Origin of the sequence: Sulfitobacter sp. 1A13353 (genome assembly GCF_043557255.1) — a bacterium.
Lineage (GTDB): Bacteria > Pseudomonadota > Alphaproteobacteria > Rhodobacterales > Rhodobacteraceae > Sulfitobacter > Sulfitobacter faviae.
On the sequence record NZ_JBIFFS010000001.1, the window covers coordinates 631,418 to 649,537 of the forward strand.

General features: G+C 63.8%; 23 protein-coding genes and 1 tRNA gene. 14 read left to right on the forward strand and 10 right to left on the reverse strand.

The genetic code is table 11. The annotated features are described in order from the left end of the window. Positions 1 to 56 precede the first annotated feature (56 nt). The 6 genes from acpS to recO all read left to right on the forward strand — a co-directional run bounded on the left by acpS (position 57) and on the right by recO (position 4,084). Positions 57 to 461 (forward strand): holo-ACP synthase, encoded by a 405-nt coding sequence (acpS, locus tag ACGYLO_RS03070; RefSeq protein WP_271688404.1) that lies wholly within the window; start codon positions 57 to 59, stop codon positions 459 to 461. 131 nt (positions 462 to 592) lie between these two features. Continuing rightward, positions 593 to 1,429 carry a signal peptidase I gene (lepB, locus tag ACGYLO_RS03075; protein WP_271688403.1) on the forward strand — a complete coding sequence of 279 codons (837 nt, stop codon included), beginning with the start codon at positions 593 to 595 and terminating at the stop codon, positions 1,427 to 1,429. Next, complete coding sequence (rnc, locus tag ACGYLO_RS03080) at positions 1,426 to 2,112, forward strand: ribonuclease III (protein ID WP_271688401.1); 687 nt, start codon at positions 1,426 to 1,428, stop codon at positions 2,110 to 2,112. The genes lepB and rnc overlap by 4 nt, the downstream gene beginning before the upstream one ends. Then, positions 2,109 to 3,017 (forward strand): GTPase Era, encoded by a 909-nt coding sequence (gene era, locus ACGYLO_RS03085; protein WP_271688400.1) that lies wholly within the window; start codon positions 2,109 to 2,111, stop codon positions 3,015 to 3,017. Before rnc ends, era begins: the two co-directional genes overlap by 4 nt. 15 nt (positions 3,018 to 3,032) lie before the next feature. Further along, positions 3,033 to 3,362, forward strand: coding sequence for a DUF1491 family protein (locus tag ACGYLO_RS03090; protein WP_271688399.1), 330 nt, complete (start codon positions 3,033 to 3,035; stop codon positions 3,360 to 3,362). Further along, complete coding sequence (gene recO / locus ACGYLO_RS03095) at positions 3,362 to 4,084, forward strand: DNA repair protein RecO (RefSeq protein ID WP_271688398.1); 723 nt, start codon at positions 3,362 to 3,364, stop codon at positions 4,082 to 4,084. Before ACGYLO_RS03090 ends, recO begins: the two co-directional genes overlap by 1 nt. Here recO and ACGYLO_RS03100 read toward each other — a convergent pair. Next, the gene (locus ACGYLO_RS03100) at positions 4,068 to 4,460 is read right to left on the reverse strand and encodes an META domain-containing protein (RefSeq protein ID WP_271688397.1); all 393 of its coding nucleotides are present in this window, start codon (positions 4,458 to 4,460) and stop codon (positions 4,068 to 4,070) included. The genes recO and ACGYLO_RS03100 overlap by 17 nt on opposite strands. Positions 4,461 to 4,527: 67 nt before the next feature. Then, complete coding sequence (locus ACGYLO_RS03105) at positions 4,528 to 6,210, reverse strand: acyl-CoA dehydrogenase family protein (protein ID WP_271688396.1); 1,683 nt, start codon at positions 6,208 to 6,210, stop codon at positions 4,528 to 4,530. A gap of 142 nt (positions 6,211 to 6,352) precedes the next feature. Here ACGYLO_RS03105 and ACGYLO_RS03110 point away from each other — a divergent pair, with 142 nt between their 5' ends. Continuing rightward, positions 6,353 to 7,117, forward strand: coding sequence for a sulfite exporter TauE/SafE family protein (locus ACGYLO_RS03110; RefSeq protein WP_271688395.1), 765 nt, complete (start codon positions 6,353 to 6,355; stop codon positions 7,115 to 7,117). Positions 7,118 to 7,377: 260 nt separating this feature from the next. Here ACGYLO_RS03110 and ACGYLO_RS03115 read toward each other — a convergent pair. Together ACGYLO_RS03115 and ACGYLO_RS03120 are read right to left on the reverse strand one after the other, a co-directional pair. Continuing rightward, positions 7,378 to 7,453 (reverse strand) — tRNA-Ala (locus ACGYLO_RS03115). Positions 7,454 to 7,552: 99 nt separating this feature from the next. Then, positions 7,553 to 7,882: a TIGR02300 family protein gene (locus tag ACGYLO_RS03120; protein WP_269342735.1), complete on the reverse strand. Its 330-nt coding sequence runs from the start codon at positions 7,880 to 7,882 to the stop codon at positions 7,553 to 7,555. A 111-nt stretch (positions 7,883 to 7,993) separates the two neighbouring features. On the opposite strand from ACGYLO_RS03120, the gene ACGYLO_RS03125 reads away from it, so the two are divergent. Next, the gene (locus ACGYLO_RS03125) at positions 7,994 to 8,680 is read left to right on the forward strand and encodes a M48 family metallopeptidase (RefSeq protein WP_067264558.1); all 687 of its coding nucleotides are present in this window, start codon (positions 7,994 to 7,996) and stop codon (positions 8,678 to 8,680) included. Here ACGYLO_RS03125 and ACGYLO_RS03130 read toward each other — a convergent pair. Beyond that, positions 8,677 to 9,798, reverse strand: coding sequence for an aminodeoxychorismate synthase component I (locus tag ACGYLO_RS03130; RefSeq protein WP_271688394.1), 1,122 nt, complete (start codon positions 9,796 to 9,798; stop codon positions 8,677 to 8,679). The two genes, ACGYLO_RS03125 and ACGYLO_RS03130, sit on opposite strands and share 4 nt — an antisense overlap. Positions 9,799 to 9,806: 8 nt before the next feature. After that, positions 9,807 to 10,100, reverse strand: coding sequence for a Dabb family protein (locus ACGYLO_RS03135; RefSeq protein ID WP_271688393.1), 294 nt, complete (start codon positions 10,098 to 10,100; stop codon positions 9,807 to 9,809). A 126-nt stretch (positions 10,101 to 10,226) separates the two neighbouring features. Between ACGYLO_RS03135 and ACGYLO_RS03140 the strand changes: the two genes are divergently transcribed. Continuing rightward, positions 10,227 to 10,877, forward strand: coding sequence for a GntR family transcriptional regulator (locus ACGYLO_RS03140; RefSeq protein ID WP_067264652.1), 651 nt, complete (start codon positions 10,227 to 10,229; stop codon positions 10,875 to 10,877). Positions 10,878 to 11,054: 177 nt separating this feature from the next. Further along, positions 11,055 to 11,501 (forward strand): GNAT family N-acetyltransferase, encoded by a 447-nt coding sequence (locus ACGYLO_RS03145; RefSeq protein ID WP_271688392.1) that lies wholly within the window; start codon positions 11,055 to 11,057, stop codon positions 11,499 to 11,501. On the opposite strand, the gene ACGYLO_RS03150 is transcribed toward ACGYLO_RS03145, so the two are convergent. Both ACGYLO_RS03150 and ACGYLO_RS03155 read right to left on the reverse strand, forming a co-directional pair. Continuing rightward, the gene (locus ACGYLO_RS03150; protein WP_271688391.1) at positions 11,498 to 12,460 is read right to left on the reverse strand and encodes an acetyl-CoA carboxylase carboxyltransferase subunit alpha; all 963 of its coding nucleotides are present in this window, start codon (positions 12,458 to 12,460) and stop codon (positions 11,498 to 11,500) included. The genes ACGYLO_RS03145 and ACGYLO_RS03150 overlap by 4 nt on opposite strands. A gap of 158 nt (positions 12,461 to 12,618) precedes the next feature. Then, positions 12,619 to 13,578, reverse strand: a complete 960-nt coding sequence (locus ACGYLO_RS03155) for an L-malyl-CoA/beta-methylmalyl-CoA lyase (protein WP_067264541.1) — start codon at positions 13,576 to 13,578, stop codon at positions 12,619 to 12,621. 257 nt (positions 13,579 to 13,835) lie between these two features. Between ACGYLO_RS03155 and dgcN the strand changes: the two genes are divergently transcribed. The 3 genes from dgcN to ACGYLO_RS03170 are packed head-to-tail and all read left to right on the forward strand — an operon-like array spanning position 13,836 to position 16,668. Next, positions 13,836 to 14,837 carry an N-acetyltransferase DgcN gene (dgcN, locus tag ACGYLO_RS03160; RefSeq protein WP_271688390.1) on the forward strand — a complete coding sequence of 334 codons (1,002 nt, stop codon included), beginning with the start codon at positions 13,836 to 13,838 and terminating at the stop codon, positions 14,835 to 14,837. A 2-nt stretch (positions 14,838 to 14,839) separates the two neighbouring features. Beyond that, on the forward strand, positions 14,840 to 15,805 hold the full coding sequence (gene dgcA / locus ACGYLO_RS03165) for an N-acetyl-D-Glu racemase DgcA (RefSeq protein WP_271688389.1): 966 nt from the start codon (positions 14,840 to 14,842) through the stop codon (positions 15,803 to 15,805). Positions 15,806 to 15,807: 2 nt separating this feature from the next. Further along, a complete protein-coding gene (locus ACGYLO_RS03170) occupies positions 15,808 to 16,668 on the forward strand; it encodes a D-amino-acid transaminase (RefSeq protein WP_394376351.1) in 861 nt (286 codons plus the stop codon). A 3-nt stretch (positions 16,669 to 16,671) separates the two neighbouring features. On the opposite strand, the gene ACGYLO_RS03175 is transcribed toward ACGYLO_RS03170, so the two are convergent. Next, positions 16,672 to 17,115: a DMT family transporter gene (locus ACGYLO_RS03175; protein ID WP_209216582.1), complete on the reverse strand. Its 444-nt coding sequence runs from the start codon at positions 17,113 to 17,115 to the stop codon at positions 16,672 to 16,674. 106 nt (positions 17,116 to 17,221) lie between these two features. Between ACGYLO_RS03175 and ACGYLO_RS03180 the strand changes: the two genes are divergently transcribed. Further along, on the forward strand, positions 17,222 to 17,680 hold the full coding sequence (locus ACGYLO_RS03180; protein WP_271688387.1) for a MaoC family dehydratase: 459 nt from the start codon (positions 17,222 to 17,224) through the stop codon (positions 17,678 to 17,680). An 86-nt stretch (positions 17,681 to 17,766) separates the two neighbouring features. On the opposite strand, the gene ACGYLO_RS03185 is transcribed toward ACGYLO_RS03180, so the two are convergent. Beyond that, entirely contained in the window at positions 17,767 to 18,078 is a 312-nt protein-coding gene (locus tag ACGYLO_RS03185; protein ID WP_067264526.1) for a DUF1244 domain-containing protein, read from the reverse strand. Positions 18,079 to 18,120: the final 42 nt, after the last annotated feature.

Here is an 18,120-nt window from a genome sequence, read left to right on the forward strand (position 1 = left end):
TGATCTATTGAGGGCAAAGGGCCATCGGCCCCGTCACGCGGCAAGAATGGCACTCAATGATCCTCGGCATCGGCACTGATCTGGCAAATATCGAGCGTATCCAAGGCACGCTCGACCGTTTCGGCGACCGGTTTCGCAACCGGGTGTTCACCGAGGTCGAGCAACGCAAGGCCGAGCGGCGCCATGATGTTGCGGGCACCTATGCCAAACGTTGGGCCGCGAAAGAGGCATGTTCAAAGGCGCTTGGCACCGGGCTGCGCATGGGCATTGCCTGGCGCGACATGGCGGTGAGCAATCTGCGCACCGGTCAGCCGGTGATGGAGGTCACGGGCTGGGCCGCGGACCGTCTCGCCGCGATGACCCCGCCGGGGCATGAGGCGATCATCCATGTCACCCTGACCGACGATCACCCTTGGGCGCAGGCTTTCGTGGTGATTGAAGCGCGCCCTCTTGCCGATTAGGCTGCATAGGCTGGCGCGCCCCGCCGTTTCGCGTCATATGCACGCGGGGCAGGCCGATCCGGCCCCGCGTCACTTGACTTGGCCCGCACGGCCCCGCATGTAACCCCAAACCTATATGTCAGGAGCGCCGCATGGCCGCTAAGGAAAAAACCGGCAACGCCTTTGTCGAAACCATCAAGACAATCTTTTGGGCGCTGATGATCGCCGGTGTCTTTCGGACCCTGTTCTTCCAGCCCTTCTGGATCCCCTCCGGCTCCATGAAAGAGACGCTGCTGATCGGTGATTTCCTCTTCGTGAATAAGATGGCCTACGGCTATTCCTACGCCTCTTGCCCCAGCCTGATGCTGCCCGGTGTCGGGATCGAGATTGACGCCAAGGATGTCTGCGGTGTCTTCGATGGCGATAACGAGCGCCTCTTCGGTTCTGAGCCTGAGCGTGGCGATGTGGTCGTCTTCCGTCATCCTGTCTCGGGCCGCGACTATATCAAGCGCCTGATTGGCCTGCCGGGTGACAAGGTGCAAATTAGAAATGGTGTGATCAGCCTGAACGGCACCCCGGTCGAGGTCGAAGATGCGGGCACGTTTGAAGAGGTCATGGCCCCCCAAGGCCCGCAACAACTGCGCCCGCGCTGCGAGAACGGCCCCGTGGGCCAAGGGGCGACCTGCGTGAAAAGCCGCCAGATCGAAACCCTGCCCAATGGCGTGTCCTACCCGACCCTGAACATCACCAATCAGCAGTCGGACAACACGGGCGTCTATACCGTGCCCGAGGGGCATTACTTCTTCATGGGCGACAACCGCGACAACTCCGCTGACAGCCGTCTGGCGCAGCGCGCCGGGGGCGTGGGTTTCGTGCCCTTCGAAAACCTCATTGGCCGCGCGGATCGCATCATGTTCAGCTCTGCCGGGCGTTCGATGCTGTTCTTCTGGACATGGCGCGGCGACCGCTTCTTCGAAGCTGTCAGATGAAACTGAGCGGAGACCTCAAAGCCTTCGAGACGCGGATTGGCCATCACTTTGCCAAGCCGGAGCTGCTGGTGCGCGCGGTGACCCATGCCTCCATGTCCTCGGCCAATCGCGACGACAACCAGCGGCTGGAGTTTCTGGGCGACCGGGTGCTGGGCCTTGTCATGGCCGAGGCGTTGCTGGCACTTGACCCGGGCGCCAGCGAAGGGCAACTCGCGCCGCGCTTCAACGCATTGGTGCGCAAGGAAACTTGCGCTGACGTGGCGCGTCAGATCGATCTCGGCAAGGTGCTGAAGCTCGGCCGGTCCGAGATGATCTCGGGCGGGCGGCGCAAGCAGGCGCTTCTGGGCGATGCCATCGAGGCGGTGATTGCCGCAGTTTACCTCGACAGTGGCTTCGAGGCCGCGAAGGAGTTGGTCCTGCGGCTCTGGGGCGACCGGCTGAAGACCGTCAAGGAAGACGCGCGAGACGCCAAGACTGCGTTGCAGGAATGGGCGCAAGCGCGCGGGCTGAACCCGCCGCGCTATGTGCAGACCGGGCGCAGCGGCCCGGATCACGCGCCCGTCTTTACCATTACCGCGCGGTTGGACAACGGGGCCGAGGCCGCCGCCACCGCGCCGTCGAAACGCGCCGCCGAACAGGCCGCCGCCAGCACGCTGCTGCGGCAATTGGAGAGCAATACATGACCACCCGTGCCGGATTCGTCGCCCTGATCGGAGAGCCCAACGCGGGCAAATCCACCCTGCTGAACCGCATGGTCGGGGCCAAGGTCTCGATCGTGACGCATAAGGTCCAGACCACCCGCGCCCGCATCCGCGGCGTGGCGATGGAGGGCGATGCGCAATTGGTCTTCGTCGATACCCCCGGCCTGTTCCAGCCGCGCCGCCGTCTGGACCGCGCCATGGTCGCCGCTGCTTGGGGCGGGGCGGCGGATGCCGATGTGATCGTGCTGCTGATCGAAGCGCACCGTGGCGTGACCGAGGGTGTGGAACGCATCCTCGAAGAGCTTGGCAATATCGCCAAGGGCCGCCGCGTGGCGCTGGCGATCAACAAGATCGACCGCGTCGAGGCGCCGGTCCTGCTGGGACTGGCCGAGAAGATGAACGCGGCCTTTGACTTTACCGAGACCTTCATGATCTCCGCCGAACGCGGCCACGGCGTCGACACATTGCGCGAATGGCTGGCGGGCGAGGTGCCGGAAGGCCCGTGGCTCTATCCCGAAGACCAGATTGCCGACCTGCCGATGCGCAACATCGCCGCCGAGATCACGCGCGAGAAACTGACCCTGCGCTTGCATCAGGAGCTGCCCTACCAGCTCACCGTCGAGACCGAGAACTGGGAAGAGCGCAAGGACGGCTCGGCCCGGATCGACCAGCTGGTCTATGTCGTTCGTGACGGCCACAAGGGCATCGTGCTTGGCAACAAGGGCGAGACCATCAAGGCCGTGGGCAAGGCCGCGCGCGAGGAACTCGAAGAGTTCCTTGGCCGCAAGGTGCATCTGTTCTTGCAGGTAAAGGTCCGCGCCAACTGGCTGGAAGAGGCCGAGCGCTATTCCGAGATGGGCCTGGATTTCAAAGATGGCAATGACTGACGCCAAAGGTCTGCCATGGCCCGCCTGACCGCGCGCTTCTGGGTCGATGCCTATCTCGCGCGGCTCAGGTTGCAGGACATCCCCGCCTTCGTCGTGGCCCATGGCGATGACACCGGCGGCGCGGTGCTGGTGAAGCTGGCAACGCTCGATGGCCGCGCGGTGCTGTTCCAGCGTTCCTTCGATCTGATGAGCGGCGCGCGTAAGTGGGTCGAACTGGCCGCGGGCGACGAGGGGGAGGTCGATGCCGCCGTCTCGCGCCAGCGCGGCTTCGATCCTGACCTCTGGGTGATCGAGGTCGAGGACCGCGCCGGGCGGCACCTTCTGAACGAGCCGGGGCTGGCCTGATGGAATGGCGCGATCAGGGCATCCTGTTGAGCGCGCGGCGACATGGCGAGACTTCCGCCATCATTGAGGTCTTCACCCCCGCCCAAGGCCGCCACGCCGGCGTCGTCCGCGGCGGCACCAGCCGCAAGATCGCGCCCAGCCTGCAGCCCGGTGCGCAGCTTGATCTGGCGTGGCGCGCGCGGCTTGAAGACCATATTGGCGCCTTCACCGTCGAGCCGCTCCGCAGCCGCGCCGCCGTGGCCATGCAGGACCGTCTGGCACTGGCGGGGCTGAACGCGGTCACCGCGCTTCTGGCCTTCTGCCTGCCCGAGCGCGAGCCGCATCCGGCGCTTTACCAGCGGACTGAGGCGCTACTGGATATGCTGGGGCAGGGCGATGTCTGGCCGCTGGCCTACCTCAAGTGGGAACTGCGCCTTTTGGAGGAAATGGGCTATGCGCTCGACCTCGACGCCTGCGCGGTGACGGGGGCGACCGAGGGGCTGATCTATGTCTCGCCCAAGACCGGGCGCGCGGTCTCGGCCAAGGGGGCGGGGGAGTGGGCGGATCGGCTTTTGCCCCTGCCGCCCGTGCTGCGCGGCGGCGCAGGCAGCGATGCCGAAGTGGCGCAGGGCCTGCGAACGACGGGGCATTTCCTGACCGTCCATCTGGCGCGGGATTTGGGCGGCAAACCCCTGCCGGAAGCCCGCGCGCGCTTTGTCGATGCCTTTAGTCGGCGGCTTTGAAAACCAGACGTTCGCCGCTGTCATCCGACAGGATCATCGTGTCGCCCAGCACGTCCGAAATGGTCACCTCGGTCAGCGCGTCCAAAAACGCCGTCTCGCTCGCGAGGTCGGGGCAGGCGCGGCGAGTGGCGGCGATATGGCCCGCGGCGAACCACGGGTAGGGCACCGTCATCGGGGCGCTATAGGCGTTGCAGGGGGCTTGCCCCGCGATCTTGCCGGTCTCAGGGAAGGTCAGCGTGGCGCGGGCGTCGAAGGGCTTGCCGTCCAATTCCACCAGATGCCATGTCTTGTCGCCTGCGCCATAGGCACGGACGGTTTCATCGCCTTGGCATTGCGGCAGAGCGCTGAGGGCGGCGAGGATCAGAAAGCTGCGCATGGGCTGTCCTTTGGAGTGAAGCGCCGCCTATGTCCCTGACATCGGCAGCGCTTGCAACCCCGGCAGATCAGCCCAGAAGGCGGCGGGCAATAACCTGCGCCTGAATCTCGGCAGCCCCTTCGAAGATGTTGAGAATCCGCGCATCGCAGAGGACGCGGCTGATCTTATACTCCAGCGCGAAGCCGTTGCCGCCGTGGATCTGCAAACCGTTGTCTGCCGCCGCCCATGCGACCCGTGCGCCCAGCAGTTTGGCCATGCCCGCCTCCACATCGCAGCGGCGGCCGGCGTCCTTCTCGAAGGCGCTGTAATAGGTCAGCTGCCGCGCCACCATCAGTTCCACCGCCATCATCGCCAGCTTGCCTGAGACGCGGGGGAAGTTGATAAGCGATTTGCCGAACTGCTTGCGGTCTTGGGCGTATTGCATCGAGATATCGAGCGCCGATTGCGCCACGCCGATGGCGCGGGCGGCGGTCTGGATGCGGGCGCTCTCGAAGGTCTCCATCAACTGTTTAAAGCCGCGCCCCTCTTCGCCGCCGAGGAGGTTCTCGCCCTTCACCTCGAAACCGTCGAAGCCAAGCTCATATTCCTTCATCCCACGGTAGCCCAGCACCTCGATCTCACCGCCAGTCATGCCGGGGGTGGGGAAGGGATTGGCATCATCGCCGGGGGTCTTTTCGGCGAGGAACATCGACAATCCACGGTGATCGCTGGTTTCGGGATCGGTGCGCGCCAGCAGGGTCATCACATGGGTGCGCGCGGCATGGGTGATCCATGTCTTGTTGCCGGTCACCTTGTAATCATCCCCGTCCTTAACCGCGCGGGTGCGCAGACTGCCAAGGTCTGAGCCGGTGTTGGGCTCGGTAAAGACCGCCGTCGGCAGGGTCTCGGCGCTGGCGATGCGGGGCAGCCATTTCTCTTTCTGCGCGTCGGTGCCGCCGCAGAGAATCAGTTCGGCGGCAATTTCCGAGCGGGTGCCGAGCGAGCCGACCCCGATGTAGCCGCGCGACAGCTCTTCGCTGACCACGCACATCGACGCTTTGGTTAGGCCCAGACCGCCGTATTCTTCGGGGATGGTCAGGCCGAAAACGCCCATCTCGGCCAGTTCCTCGATCACCTCCATCGGGATCAGTTCGTCCTTGAGGTGCCAGTCATGGGCGTGCGGCTCGACCTTTTCCACCGCGTAGCGGCGGAACTGGTCGCGGATCATCTCAAGCTCTTCATCCAGCCCGCTCACGCCAAAAGTCACATCGGCGCTGCGTTCCTGCATCAGTTCGACCAGACGGCTGCGCGCGGCTTGGGTGTTGCCCGCGCGAGTCAGGGTAGTGATCGCAGGATTATCGAGCGCGGCCTCATCCTCGGCGCTCAGCCCCAGATCTTGCAGGCGCAGCATCTCCCCTTGGTTCATCTGGATGCCGCCGCGGATCTGGCAGAGGTATTCGCCAAAAGCGATCTGCTGCAGCAGTTGCTCCACCTCTCCAAAGCGCCCTTCGCTTTGCAGGCGTTCGGCCCAAAGCTGCATCTGACGCAGGGCTTGGACATAGGTGGCGAGCCAAGCAAGCCCGTGGGCGGCGGTCTGATTGGCCTCGATCAGCTTGGCCGAGACGCGACCGCCGTCGCTCACCTGCGCGCGGACCGCGGCGGTGGCGGTTTCGAGCAGTTGGTCGAGCGGCGGCAGGGCCGCGCCGGTCTGCCCGATCAGATCGTCGAGAATTACGCGATGCATCGTCATGTCCTGACCGTCATGTGCCATGGGCTGTCCTTTCTTGCTTGGGACAGGCATAGACCTTTCGCAGTCGCAGCACAACAAAGATACGTTTCGCTGCGGCATTTTGTTCTAATATTGCGCGATCATTTTTGGCGTGCGGCCCCGGAGGAGGGTGCTATGTAACGGTATGAACAGTATTTTCCCCTTTCTCACCCCGTTCGAATTTTATGCTGCACTTGCAATCGGTCTTTGCGGTGGCTTCGTCAAAGGCGTGGTGGGCTTCGCCCTGCCACTGGTGCTGATTTCCGGCCTCACGACATTCATGGCGCCCGATCTGGCCTTGGCGGGGCTGATTCTGCCCACGGTGCTGGCCAATGCCTTTCAAGCGTTGCGGCAGGGGCCGCAGGCCGCGCTGCGGTCGATCAAGCTGTTTTGGGTGTTTCTGCTCTGCGGCGGCGTGATGCTGGTGCTCTCCGCCCAGATGGTGCGGCTGGTGCCGGCAACGGTGATGCTGCTGATGATCGGCGTGCCGGTGGTGCTGTTTGCGCTGCTGCAACTGTCGAAACATCAGTTTCACCTGGCCCAGCGGTCGACGAAGGTCGAGGCGCTGGTGGGCGGATTTGCCGGGGCCGTTGGGGGGATTTCCGGCATCTGGGGGCCGCCCACGGTGGCCTATCTCACCGCGCTCGGGACCGCGAAACATGATCAGATGCGGATCCAAGGGGTGATCTACGGGCTGGGCGCGGTGGCGCTTCTCGTCGCGCATATCGGGTCGGGCGTTCTGAACGCGCAGACCTGGCCCTTCTCGGCGCTGTTGATTCTGCCGGTGATGCTGGGCGTTTGGCTGGGCAGCAAGGTGATGGACCGTGTTGATCCGGTGCTGTTTCGCAAGATGACTTTGGTGGTCTTGATGGTGGCGGGGTTGAACCTGATCCGGCGGGCGATTTTTTAATGGCTTCGGGATTGCCACCGGCCCGGAAACAAGTCGCAGGCGCCGGGCCATCGCTTGCACGCCCGTCACGCCAGAGGCGTGCCGTCGTATTGGGGCGCACCTTTGGTGCGACCGGGAGGACGATGACCCTCAGGAAACGATCGCGACGCATCGATTTCGGCTAATCGCTAGCATTGTCCGATTTTGAGTAGGCTGGTCTAGCGCTCTCATCGCTTCTTCGAAGCGACTGCCGCGCGACGCCTTTTGCTTTGCAAAAGGCTTGGTGGAGCCTAGCGGGATCGAACCGCTGACCTCCTGCATGCCATGCAGGCGCTCTCCCAGCTGAGCTAAGGCCCCATCGTGGATCGTGATCGTGTGATCCGGGTCGTTCTGTGGCGCTGTCTAGGCGCTGGCGGAGGCGGGATCAAGCGGAAAATTGACCCCGCCGCCGATTAATTAATCCTCGTCGTCCGAGGCCACATCGGCCAGATCGTCGAGCGGAACTGTATCGTCATCATCGTCGTCGTCATCAAGGATATCGTCATCCAGATCCACGTCGACCGCGTCATCGTCATCGACCAGCGATTCGTCGTCGGCCTTGTCGCCCTTCTTGGCTTTGGCTGTGACCGCATCCTCGGCATCCGCCGCGATCATGCGCGACTTGGAATTGTCGACCTCGACCTCTTCGCCCGTGTAGGGGCTGATGATCGGATTCTTGTTGAGGTCATAGAAGCGCTTGCCCGTAGTGGGGCACAGGCGCTTGGTTCCCCATTCTTCGTTGGGCATGAAACACCCCTTTATAATATTGCTGTTGCGTGTAGATGATTCCGGCCAAGTGCCATATGAGGGGGGCACTGTCAAAGGCTTTGGCCTCTATCTAGGGACGTTGCTCCGGTAATGAAAGACCCTGTGCTGCCCGGCAACCCGCCGATTCCGCTGATCCTTCGCCGTTCGGCGCGCGCGCGGCGCATCTCACTGCGCATCTCGCAACTGGACGGGCGGGTGACCCTGACGATGCCGAAACGGCTGGCGGAGCGTGAGGCGCTGGCCTTTGCCGAAAGCAAGCAAGACTGGATTCGCCAACACCTCGCCGCGCGGGGCGAGGATGTGATCGTGGCCCCGGGGGCAGAGCTTCCGGTGGGCGGCAAGCTGCTGCGGGTGCGCGGGGGGCAGGGGAGGGGTGTGCGGATCGGCCCCGAAGAGATCCTCGTGCCCGGCCCAGAGGAGAGCCTGGGCAAACGTCTGGCCGCACACCTGCGCGAGGTGGCGCGCGACCGCCTCGCCGGGGCTTGCGACGATTATGCCGCGCTCCTGGGCAAGCCCTATGCCCGCATCACCCTGCGCGATACGCGCTCCCGCTGGGGGTCATGTTCCAGCGACGGGGCGCTGATGTTCTCTTGGCGGCTGATCATGACCCCGCCCGAGGTGCTGGACTATGTCGCCGCCCATGAAGTCGCGCATCTGGCGCAGATGAACCATTCCCCCGCCTTCTGGGCCGAGGTTACGCGGATCTACGGCGATTATCAGGCGCCGCGCCAGTGGCTGCGCGACCATGGCGGCGGGCTGCACCGCTATCGATTCTAGGCCAGCGTGGCGAAACGCGCCTTCAGCAGCGCTTCGGCATATTCATCCTCGGCCGTGCTGTCATGCACCACGCCGCCGCCCACGTTCAGCCGTAGCCGCCCCTCTGGGTGACAGGTCGCCGTGCGGATCGCCACGTTGAACTGCATCGCACCCGTGGGGGCGATCCAGCCCACCGCCCCGCAATAGGCATCGCGCGGGGCCGGCTCCAAAGCGCGCAGGATCTGCATCGCGCGGATCTTGGGGGCCCCGGTGATCGAGCCGCAGGGAAAGAGCGCGTGAAAAAGGTCGGTCAACCGCTTTCCCGGCAAGACCTGCGCCGTGATGCGCGAGGTCATCTGATGCAGGGTCTCATAGGTCTCGATCTCGAACAGTTTCGGCACCTCGACACTGCCCACCTCGGCGATCCGGCTGATGTCGTTGCGCAAAAGGTCCACGATCATCAGGTTCTCGGCCATGTTCTTTTCCGAGGCCGCAAGGTCATCCCGCAGCTTCGCGTCCTCCGCAGCATCCCGCCCCCGCCGCGCCGTGCCCTTCATCGGGCGGGCGGTGAGCTGCCCCTCGGCGGTGAGCGCGAAAAACAACTCCGGCGAGCGTGACAAAAGCACAGGGCCGCCAAGATCGACGAAAGCCCCATGGGCCACGCTTTGCCGCTGGCGCAGCCGGGCATAAAGCGCCTCTGGCGTCCCGGTAAAGCGCCCCTCCATCCCAAAGGTCAGATTGGCCTGATAGATGTCCCCCGCGCTGATGAAGTCCTGCACTTCAGCAAAGGCGGCCTGATACTGCGCGAAATCCCAATCCGACGTGAGCGCCGACAGGCTGGCATCACCCGCATCTTCGGCAAAACCATAAGCCTCAGGCGCATCAAAAACGCCGAAGCGCAGCAGGGGCAGCCCGCGCGCCGCGGGCATCAACGCACGCAGCTTGTGCGATCCAAGATAGCCCAACTCATAACTTGCATAGCCTGCCAACCACGCGCCGCTTTCCTGCGCAGCTTCAAGTGCTGCAAAGGCCGCAGGCACCTCAGCCGGGGTATCGGCACTGATGATCTGCCGCGGCGCGGTGAAGGCCGTGCCGTACCCCAGCGGGCCAGTGTCGAAAAGAACGCGCGGGCCAGCCATAGCGCGCCTTAAAAGTCCGCAGGCACGCGCATATCGCGCAGTGGCCGCACGATATCGATGGATTCCTGGTAGAGCGGATGCGCCTTATAGGCGGCCAGCGCCTCGGCATCCGGGAATTCGGCATAGACGACCACATCCACATCCCCCGACAGCGCATCAACACGGGTGTTCTCGCAGATCTCGAAAGTCGTCGAATGCGGAATGTCGGCCAGTTTCCAAAGCCCCGCCACGATCGTCGGAATGTCCTTGGGGTCCTTGGCCGAGAAAAAGACCACATGACGGATGAAGTTTCGTTTGGTCACGGCGCGTCTCCTTAAGGCAGTTTGACCTCCGATAAATCGCCGCAAGGCTCGCGACAACGGGTGATCGCGTCTTGGCTGCAAAATGCCGCGCTTGACGGGTGGCTGGTTTGTGATCACAACCGCATCATGAACCTGACCCCACGCCCTGTCGAGGCCACGCCGCTGGCCCATGATCGTGTCTACCGCCGCCTGCGCGCGCGGATCATGCATGGCGATTTGCCGCCCGGCCACGCGCTGACCCTGCGCGGCATCGGCAAGGAATATGAGGTCTCGATGACCCCGGCCCGCGAAGCGGTGCGGCGGCTGGCGGCAGAGGGGGCGCTGACCATGTCGACCTCCGGACGCATCTCCACCCCCGAGCTCAGCAATGAGCGGATCGAGGAATTGGCCGCCCTCCGCGCGCTCTTGGAGGTCGAGCTTGCCTCTCGCGCCCTGCCACGCGCCCATATGGCGCTGATCGAGCGGATGCAGACAATCAACACCAATATTGCCGAGGCCGTGGCCCACCGCGATGCGGTCAGCTACATCCGCACCAATCTCGAATTCCACCGCACGCTCTACCTGCGTGCCCAAGCGCCCGCTATGCTCGCCATGGCAGAAACGGTCTGGCTGCAACTCGGCCCCACCATGCGCGCGCTCTATGGCCGCCTGCGCCGGACCGAGCCGCCGCATTTTCACCGTCTGATCATCGCGGCCCTGCGCGCGGGCGATGAGCCGGGGCTGCGGCTGGCGGTGCGTTCGGATGTGACACAAGGTCTGCGCATGCTGGCCAGCTGATCCCGCCCATGGCTTGACAGTAGGGGAGCAGCAGCGCATCAAAGGGATATGGAAAAGACCAGCTTCACATCTGTCTATTACCCCCGCTCCTGATCGGCGCGGCACTCATTCCCATATGCACAAGCCGCCACAGCGCGGCTTATCCTGTCTCCCTGTGGCCTCACAGAAAGAGACGACATGCCCCCCATTCGACCCGCCGCGAAATCCGACCTGCCGATGGTGCTCGATCTGGCCCACGCGCTGGCCGCCTACCACGGCGACACCGCCACCGTGACGCGCGCCGCGCTGGAACGTGACTGCTTCGGCCCCACACCCTGGGTGACCCTTCTGGTGGCCGAAGGCGCCACCGGCCTACATGGCTATGCCGCGCTCTGCCCGCAGATGCAGTTGCAATTCGGCGCAAGAGGGATGGACCTGCACCATCTCTTCGTCTGCGACACGGCCCGCGGTCGCGGCATTGGCCGCGCGCTGGTCAAGGCGGCGCTGGACCACGCCCAGAGCCAAGGATGCAGCTATGTCACTGTGGGCACGGATACAAAAAACCGGCGCGCGCAGGGGTTCTACCGCGCCGCCGGTTTCGACCAAATCACGCCTGATCCGCGTTTTCGGCGGCGGCTGGCTTAGGCCGCCAGCCCCTTGCGCCCCATCTCAAGGAACTTGGTCCGGCGTTCCTGAACCAGCGTCTTGCCGTCCTTGCCGTCAAGCTCCTTGAACATCGCTTCAATCGACTTGCCCACGGCCGTGATCGATTCTTCGGCATGGCGATGCGCACCCCCCATCGGCTCAGGGATGATCTGGTCGATCACGCCAAGCGTCTTGAGCTCATCGGCTGTCAAACGCATCTGTTCGGCGGCCTCGCGCATCTTCTCGCTGTCTTTCCACAGGATCGACGCACAGCCTTCGGGCGTAATCACGGAGTAAACCGAATGCTCCAACATCGCGACACGGTTCGCCGTGGCGAATGCCACCGCCCCGCCAGAGCCGCCTTCGCCCACGATCACGCTGACCAAGGGCACGCCGATTTGCAGACATTTCTCCGTCGAACGGGCAATCGCCTCGGACTGGCCGCGCTCTTCGGCGCCCTTGCCGGGATAGGCGCCGGGCGTGTCGACGATGGTAACCACCGGCAGGTTGAACTTATCCGCCAGTTCCATCAACCGCACCGCCTTGCGATAGCCCTCAGGCCGCGCCATGCCGAAATTACGCTCGATCCGGCTCTTGGTGTCATTGCCCTTCTCATGGCCAATCACCACGACAGGCGTATCATTGAACCGCGCCAAGCCGCCCATGACGGCCAGATCATCGGCAAAGTTCCGATCCCCCGCCAAAGGCGTGAACTCGGTGAAAAGCGCCTCGATATAATCCTTGCAATGGGGCCGCTCCGGATGGCGCGCCACCTGACATTTCCGCCAAGGCGTCAAAGAGCCATAGAGGTCTTCGAGCATCCCGGCGGCTTTCTTATCCAGCGCGCGGGCCTCATCGGTGATGTCCATCTCTTCATTGGACCGGGCCAACGCCCGCAGCTCTTCCGCCTTGCCTTCGATCTCGGCCAGGGGTTTTTCGAAATCCAGATATTGGGTCATTGCATGCTCCGGCTTGTTGCCTGTGTATATGGAGCGCCGCGCGCCGGTTTGCAACGCGGGTTTGCAAGGCAGGCAAGCCCACGCCCCTCCCTCTTCATCCTTTTTCAAATACCCTCGGGGGTCCGGGGGCAGGGCCCCCGGCGGCTTGCCAAAAGCGCTCAGCCCCCGGCGATCATCTCGGACTGGCGCACGATCACCTCCGCCTGTTTGATGCTGGCGATGTCCACCAAACGCCCCTTATAAACGGTGGCCCCTTCGCCCTTGGCCTTGGCCTCTTCCATCGCCGCGAGGATCTCGCGCGCTTCGGCCACAGCCTCTTCCGACGGGGTGAACACCTCGTTGCTCAGCGCCACCTGCTTGGGGTGGATCGCCCATTTGCCGACCATGCCCAGCGTGGCCGAGCGGCGCGCCTGTGCGCGGAAACCCTCGTCGTCCGAGAAATCGCCGAAAGGCCCGTCGACGGGGAGCACGCCATGGGTGCGGCAGGCGGCGACGATGGCGGCCTGCGCCCAGTGCCAGGGGTCCGACCAATGCTTCTGCTCGCCACGCTGCATATAGTAGTTTTCCTGCGTGCCGCCGATGCCGGTGGTCTGCATGCCCATGGAGGCGGCGAAATCCGCGGCCCCCAGCGACATCGCCTGCAAGCGGGGGGAAGACGCGGCGATCTCTTCCACATGGGCGATACCGGCGGCAGATTCGATGATGACCTCAAAGCTGATTTTCTTTTCGCGGCCCTTGGCGGTCTCAACCGCCGTCACCAGCGCGTCGACGGCATAGACATCCGCCGCGCAGCCCACCTTGGGGATCATGATCTGATCAAGCCGCGGCCCGGCCTGCTCCAGCAGTTCCACCACGTCACGATACCAATAGGGTGTGTCGAGCCCGTTGATCCGAACCGAAAGCGTCTTGTTGCCCCAGTCGATCTCGGAAATCGCCTTAATGATATTGGCGCGCGCGCTGTCCTTGTCCGAAGGTGCCACGCTGTCTTCGAGGTCGAGGTTGATCACATCGGCATCCGACGCTGCCATCTTTTCAAAGATCGCCGGGCGGGAGCCGGGGCCGAACAATTGGCAGCGGTTCGGGCGGGCAGGGGCGGCAGGCTGAATGCGGAAGCTCATGGGGCACCTATGGGTAATATTGTTTCATCGAGTGTCTCTATTCTGGTATGAAATTGCGTCGCCAATCGCAAGGAGGTTTTCGCAGCCGCAGCATTTCGAAAGGCCCGCCCTTCGACGAAAGCCGCGCACGAATTTTGCGCAGCCAGCGGTAATTCGCGGGAAATGCCGCGCATTTGCATGCAGATGCGTCGACAACGCCACGCACTTGCGTATTCTCGCGCGCAATATGCGGACAAATTCAATGCCGGAGGCTTGCCATGATCAAAACCCCCTATCTGCTCTTTCTGGGCGACGCGCCTGACTCTCTGTCCGCCAAGGTCGCCCAAGGCATCAAGGACTGGCGTCCCGACAATGCGGTCGGTCAGTTCCGCATGGAGGGTTGCATGGCCGATCTCGGTCTGCAAGACATGACGCTGGCCGAAGCGCGTGAGGCGGGGGCCGAGACATTGGTCATCGGGGTTGCCAACCGTGGCGGCAAGATCAGCGCGGCATGGAAAGAGGTGCTGATCGAGGCGCTGAACATGGGCTTCGACATCGCCTCGGGCCTGCACAACCTGCTACGCAACGAAGCCGATCTGGTGGCGGCTGCCGAGGCCAACGGCACCACATTGCATGACGTGCGCGTGCCCAGCGTCGAATACCCCATCGCCGACGGCAAGAAGCGCAGCGGCAAGCGGGTTCTGGCCGTGGGCACCGATTGTTCGGTCGGGAAAATGTACACCGCCCTCGCGCTGGACGAGGCGATGCGCGAAAAGGGCATGAAAAGCACCTTCCGCGCCACCGGCCAGACCGGCATCCTGATCACCGGCGAAGGCGTGCCGCTGGATGCCGTGATCGCTGATTTCATGGCCGGGTCGGTGGAATATCTCACCCCCGCCAATGACGATGACCATTGGGACATCATCGAAGGGCAGGGCAGCCTGTTCCACGTCTCTTATTCCGGGGTGACTATGGCGCTGATCCACGGCGGCCAGCCCGATGCGCTGATCCTGTGCCATGAACCGACCCGGACCCATATGCGCGGCCTGCCGGAATACAGCCTGCCCAGCCTCGAAGCGGTGCGCGACATGGCGCTGACGCTGGCGCAGGTGCCGAACCCAGACTGCAAAGTCGTCGGTATCTCGGTCAACACCTACCATATGTCCGAGGCCGAGGCGGATGCCTATCTGGCCGAGGTTGAGGAGCGTCTTGGCCTGCCTGCGGTTGATCCTTTCCGCCAAGGGGCGGCGCGACTGGCCGATGCGCTGGCGGCGCTGTGACCATGCAGATCGACGTTACCGCAGATACGTTCAAACTGGCGCAGGTCTTTACCATCAGCCGCGGCTCGCGGACCGAAGCCAAGGTGCTGACCGTCCGCGTGACCGAAGGCGGCGTCACCGGCTGGGGCGAATGCGTGCCCTACGCGCGCTATGACGAGACCCTCGAATCGGTCACGGCTGAGATCAACGGCCTGCCGGGTGATATCACCCGCCAAGCGCTCTATGATCTGCTGCCTGCCGGGGCCGCACGCAACGCGGTCGACTGCGCGCTATGGGATCTAGAGGCCAAACGCGCAGGCAAGCGGGTGTGGGAACTGGCCGGGCTGACCGCGCCGGGGCCAGAGATCACGGCCTATACCCTCTCGCTGGACGAACCCGAGGCAATGCGCGCGCAAGCGGCGAAACATGCGCATCGGCCACTGCTGAAAATCAAGCTCGGCACGCCTGACGACATGCCGCGGCTCGAAGCGGTGCGCGCCGGGGCGCCCGATGCCACCATCATCATCGACGCCAATGAGGGCTGGTCGGCTGAGGTCTATGCCGACCTCGCCCCGCATCTGCTCCGTCTTGGGGTGGCGCTGGTCGAACAGCCTCTGCCCGCTGGCGAAGACGACGCGCTTTTGGGCATGGACCGCCCCGTGCCCGTCTGCGCGGATGAAAGTTGCCATGACCGCGCCAGCCTGCCGGGCCTCAAGGGCAAATACGATGTGGTGAACATCAAGCTCGACAAGACCGGCGGTCTGACCGAGGCACTGGCACTGCGCGATGCAGCGCGGGCCGAGGGGTTTGAGGTCATGGTGGGCTGCATGGTTGGCTCGTCGCTGGCCATGGCCCCGGCGACACTGGTCGCGCAAGGGGCAAAGGTGGTGGACCTTGACGGCCCGCTGCTTCTGGCAGAAGACCGCGACAATGCTTTGAAATTCGACGGCGCGGGCGTGCATCCCCCCGCCGCAGCGCTCTGGGGGTGACCATGCGAACTGTCTATGTAAACGGCGAATACCTGCCCGAGGATGAGGCCAAGGTCTCGATCTTTGACCGAGGTTTCCTGATGGCCGATGGGGTCTATGAGGTGACGAGCGTGCTGGATGGCAAGCTCATCGCCTTTGAGGGCCATGCCGAGCGTCTGACCCGCTCGATGAACGAGCTTGACATGCGCGCGCCTGCGACGACCGAAGAACTGCTGGAAATTCACCGCGAGCTGGTGCGGCTGAACGACATCAAAGACGGGCTGATCTATCTTCAGGTCACGCGCGGGTCGGATGGCGACCGCGATTTCGCCTTCCCCGATCCCGACACCACCGCGCCCTCGCTGGTGTTGTTCACCCAGTCCAAACCGGGTTTGGCCGACAACCCTGCCGCCCGTGACGGCATCCGCGTGATCAGCATCGAAGACATCCGTTGGGGCCGCCGCGATATCAAAACGGTGCAGCTGCTCTACCCCTCGATGGGCAAGATGATGGCCAAGAAAGCCGGTGTCGAAGACGCGTGGATGGTCGAAGAGGGTTTCGTGACCGAAGGCACCTCGAACAACGCCTATATCGTCAAGGACGGCAAGATCGTCACCCGCGAAACCTCCAGCGACATTCTGCACGGCATCACCCGCAAGGCGGTGCTGGAACTGGCCCGCGAGGCGCAGATGCAGGTGGAGGAGCGGAACTTCACCATTGAAGAGGCGCAGCAGGCGGATGAGGCCTTTGTCACCTCGGCCAGCGCTTTCGTGACGCCGGTGGTTGAGATCGACGGTGCCAAGATCGGCAGCGGCACGCCGGGCAAGCTTGCGCCCCGTTTGCGTGAAATCTATCTCGAAGAGATGCGCAAAACCGCGATCTGAGTTTCAGAACCGCGACAAGACCAGCCCCGCCGCCACCAGCGCGGCGGCGGCGATGCGGGTGGGGGTGATGGCCTGCACCGACAGCCCCAAGAGCCCCGTGGCATCGATCACCAGCGCCGCACTCAACTGCCCGAGGATCAGCGCCGAGATCACTGTCAGCGCCCCCAGCGTCGGGATCGCCCAAAGCACCGACCAGACGTAGAAGGCCCCCAACACCCCGCCCAGCAGCAAAACGGGAGAGGCCGAGGCCGCGCGGGGCAGCGCGCTCAACTCGCCCCGCAGCAGCAAGACCCCCAACAGGATCGCAAAGCCGACGCCAAAGGACACCGCCGCCGCAGCGACGCCGCTGCCGATGTTGCGCCCCAAGGCGGCATTGATCGGGGTTTGCAGGGCCACGGCGGCCCCGGCGATGGCGACGGTGATAAGGGCAAGGATGGGGGTGTTCATGGCGGCTCCGCTCTGCTTGGCCCCAGCATGAGAGATGTCGCGCCGGGCGCAAGGGCTTTCGCAGCGAGCGCCCGCGCGGCTAGACTGGCGCAAAGAGGAGGCCGCGATGCGCAGAGAGATTGACCGGGCAGAGATGGAAGCCGCCGTGGGCCGTGAATTGGGCGTCTCGCCGTGGTTCATGATGGATCAGGCGCGGATCGACGCCTTTGCCGATGTGACCGAGGACCATCAGTTCATCCATGTTGAACCGCTCCGCGCGGCCAAGACGGATTTTGGCGGCACCGTGGCGCATGGGATGCTCACCCTGTCGATGATGTCGGGCATGGCTTACGGCGCGCTGCCGGTGGTGGCGGGCACGAAGGCGTCGATCAACTACGGGTTCGACAGCGTGCGCTTCATCGCACCTGTGCATTCCGGCAAGCGGATTCGGGGGCGGTTCACGCTGGCCGAGGCGCAAAGGCGGGGGCGGGGTGACCTGATGACCCGCTTTGCCGCAACGGTAGAGATCGAAGGCGCCGCGCGGCCTGCGCTCAAGGCGGATTGGCTTGTGCTCTATCAGTTCTAGGCGAAGCCTTTGAGCACGCTTGGCCGAGGTAAAGGGGGGCGCACAGGGATGCGCGCCCGCTTTGTGGGTTCATTCAAGCGGGTTGCTCAACCCTTTCCGACATTCTCTTCAAAAGCCGTTTTGAATGCCTCTTTCTGACTGTCGTTCGCATCGGTCTGATAGTTGGCTTTCCATTCGTCCATCGTCATCCCGTAGAACAATTCGCGCGCCTCGTCCTTGCCCATCTCGATCCCGCGTTCGTTGGCGGCCTCTTGATACCAGCGCGACAGGCAGTTGCGGCAAAAACCGGCGAGGTTCATCATGTCGATGTTCTGCACATCCGTCCGATCTTCCATCAGGTGTTTCTGCAACCGGCGAAAGGCGGCGGCTTGCAGTTCGATCTCTTGTTGGCTGGGCATGACAGCTTCCTTCTCATATCACTGGACGGGACCGCGATGGAC